At 40.9% G+C, this 2,793-nt stretch carries 3 protein-coding genes; all 3 read right to left on the bottom strand.

Going from position 1 to position 2,793, the window contains the following annotated elements; all coding sequences use genetic code 11:
* Window positions 1-384: 384 nt before the first annotated feature.
* A complete protein-coding gene (locus tag FC20_RS09325) occupies window positions 385-1,044 on the bottom strand; it encodes a PdaC/SigV domain-containing protein (RefSeq protein ID WP_008461258.1) in 660 nt (219 codons plus the stop codon).
* 158 nt (window positions 1,045-1,202) lie between these two features.
* Window positions 1,203-1,607: a DUF234 domain-containing protein gene (locus tag FC20_RS09320; protein WP_269083543.1), complete on the bottom strand. Its 405-nt coding sequence runs from the start codon at window positions 1,605-1,607 to the stop codon at window positions 1,203-1,205.
* A 230-nt stretch (window positions 1,608-1,837) separates the two neighbouring features.
* The gene (locus tag FC20_RS09315) at window positions 1,838-2,611 is read right to left on the bottom strand and encodes a hypothetical protein (RefSeq protein ID WP_008461261.1); all 774 of its coding nucleotides are present in this window, start codon (window positions 2,609-2,611) and stop codon (window positions 1,838-1,840) included.
* Window positions 2,612-2,793: the final 182 nt, after the last annotated feature.

Raw genomic sequence — 2,793 nt, 5'->3', positions numbered from 1 at the left:
GTTGATAGATACCGCGCTATTGGGTGCTTACTAAGCAACTTATTAACCAGCTTCTTTGACTTCTGATAGATTGAAGTTCCAACGCCATAAGTTATACCGCCTACAACTACTGCACCAGTTATTGTTATGGCAACTTCACCAAAGCCTGGTACGAAATATATACTTGCAAGAGCAGGAGCAAACTTGGAATCACTTAAACTACGTTCCGAATACTGACTCGTATTTGGTTGAATCGTAAAATCAACTGTATCACTACTTGTAGCACCCGAAATATTTTGACTGCTATCTTGTTCTTCTGTGCTTACAGTCTACGAGGACTAAATCAGAATATACAAAAAGATCGTCAAGCCACTTGGGTGGAATGACGATCTTTATTTTTGCAAGTTACTTGTAGCGGGAAGGCAGGGTGAAGTACTTGTCCATGTTATAACCATAGACTTGCGGGTACACGTACACTTTGCCCTTCTTCAAGACAAAATTCATTTTCTTCAAGTTAGTTGACTCAAAGTAGATAGTGCCAGCTCCAAACTTTTTAGCCCCTTTGACCAGCTTCTTCTTAATACTTGCTTTGCTGCCTTGCGCAACATCATATACAGTCAACTTCTTACCGCTTTTAAGAGAGTAGGTCCAACTGCCAATGTTGTCTTCTGCAACGCCACCGGCCCACCATTTCATTTCGCTCTTAAAAGAGACGACATTATTCTTGTTGTAAGTGATCTTGGCAGTAGTGGCATCGTAATAGCTCAAGTTCTTAAAGCCGTTATTGGCTCCATCTTTTGCGTAGTTAAACAATTGCTTTGCATTCTTTTTCTCAGCAGCAAGGCTCTTTTTTATGTCCTTGTTGATCTTCTTGATCGCGGCAGAGCTGCCCTTCAGTTGCGGCAACTGGTAAGAAAAAGTTGCCTTCATACCATGCTTGTACTTTTTAACCGTCCGGTACTGCTTGATCGTGTACTTAGCTGAGCTGGCTTCTGCCTTGGGAGCTGCCACCAGACTAACTGCCGCAGCCGCGACAAGCGCACCAGTAATTACCCATTTCTTCATAAGCTCGTTCCTCGTATATTTGAAACAAATATTACTCTCCCATATTGTACTACTGAAAGCAATTTTAAAAAATCTATCTTACGAAAAAACGTCAGACCTCACATGGGAAATCTGACGAAACTTGTTTTATCGACTTTTCCAAAAATCATCGAAGAGAATTAGTCTAACTCTTTGGCTTTCAGCCAGTTCTTTAAAAGAAAGGCTGCTCTCTTTAGCAAAGAAATAGAGGTGGATTTTCGTGATGCCGAATTTGAACTAAGCAGTGCCGCCCGGCTCCGCAAGGTATCTAGTATTTGCGGACTAAGCTTCTCTGCCTTGCACCACTTGCATTCAACAATAATTGCTTCTTTTTTGTCATAACTCACGGCAACCAAATCGACGTCATCTTGCCGCTTAAGGGTAGGATTGTAGCCCCACCAGCTGCTAATTTCCTGCGGGTCGAAGGGGAGGTCGTCTTGTCTCCAGGTCCATTCCCTGCAGGCTTTTTCAAAAACTGGTCCTAAAAAGTTTGGTAGATCCGCCATGATTCTGGTCAAGAGACCGCTTGTCTGATTAAGTGAAATCGGACTTTAGTGGCCTAAAACCTGGTGCTGCATAAAGGACATCGAGAATCCGCAAAGAATCAGCATGATATTGTCGTACTCTTTAAAAAATGTGGTCGATGGCAAACTGAAGAAGGGGCGCGCTTTGGCTGGCACTCTATAGAAGTTGGACTACGCCGTAACTAATTGTATATAAAAAAGATCGACATGATCCACGAATTGTGGACTGACGATCTTTTTGTGTCGGATATTTACTTGTAGCGGGAAGGGATGGTGAAGTGGGAGTTATAGTAGATAGGCGGGTTATGGTGTGTGAATTCATAATTCAGAGGTTCAATAATATTTGGGTACAAGTAAACTTTACCGCCCTTTAAGTAATAATTAAGACGTACATCGTAAAAGGTATTTGTTCCCGGAACTTTGCCACCTAACATATCAAAATAGATAGTTTCACTCTTTTTAATTTTAAATTTTTTCGTCGCGCCAGCTATCAACTGCTTCCGAACGCTTGATTTGCTGCCTTTGGCAATATCTGCAATGCTCAATCTTTTCCCATTTTTAAGCGAGTAGGTCAAGCCCCCAATAACATGATAGGGTATTTTTTTATTCTTATCTTGAGCGCCAGCCCACCAGTTGTGGTCTACTTTAAATGAAATGATGCCGTTCTTATTGTAGGAAACGCTTGTTTTCGTAAGGTCATAGCAAGTGTCTTTTATGGCACCGGCCTGTTTGGAATCGTATTGTTTAGCACAGTAGAAGACAGTCTTTGAATCCTTCTTCTCGCTACTGTAGATCTTCTTCAAGTCCTTGTTGATCTTTTTAATGGCTGCCGATTTTCCTTTAAGTTGCGGCAAGTTATATGAGAACTTTGCCTTTACCCCATTTTTGTACTTCTTATTTATCTTGTACTGCTTAAAGGAAACCTTGGCAGACTTTGTAGTACTTCTTGCTTGTACCTTTGGACTAGTTGCCAGGCCTGCTAGTGTAGTTAATGCAAGCACACTGGCCACAATTAATTTCTTCATAGTTTTCTCCTTAACATTGATGAAGTAACCGATTTCAAACATATTTTACCACTAAAAAGAAAATATGAGAAGAAAAAATAGATGTTTTTTATCAGACTATCATGACAGACACCTAGCTGTTATGAGGTGTCCTACAATTGTTAGACATAAGCATCTAACGATTGTGGGGTATTTTTATGACC

The sequence above is a fragment of the Lactobacillus equicursoris DSM 19284 = JCM 14600 = CIP 110162 genome (genome assembly GCF_001434815.1).
GTDB lineage: Bacteria > Bacillota > Bacilli > Lactobacillales > Lactobacillaceae > Lactobacillus > Lactobacillus equicursoris.
The sequence above is the reverse complement of the archived record's forward strand: the minus strand, read 5'-3'. Positions and strand labels throughout refer to the sequence as shown.

Excerpts from the sequence above, each read along its gene's own strand:
- FC20_RS09315 (WP_008461261.1), bottom strand. The coding sequence starts at position 2,611 with ATGAAGAAATTAATTGTGGCCAGTGTGCTTGCATTAACTACACTAGCA.
- FC20_RS09325 (WP_008461258.1), bottom strand. The coding sequence starts at position 1,044 with ATGAAGAAATGGGTAATTACTGGTGCGCTTGTCGCGGCTGCGGCAGTT.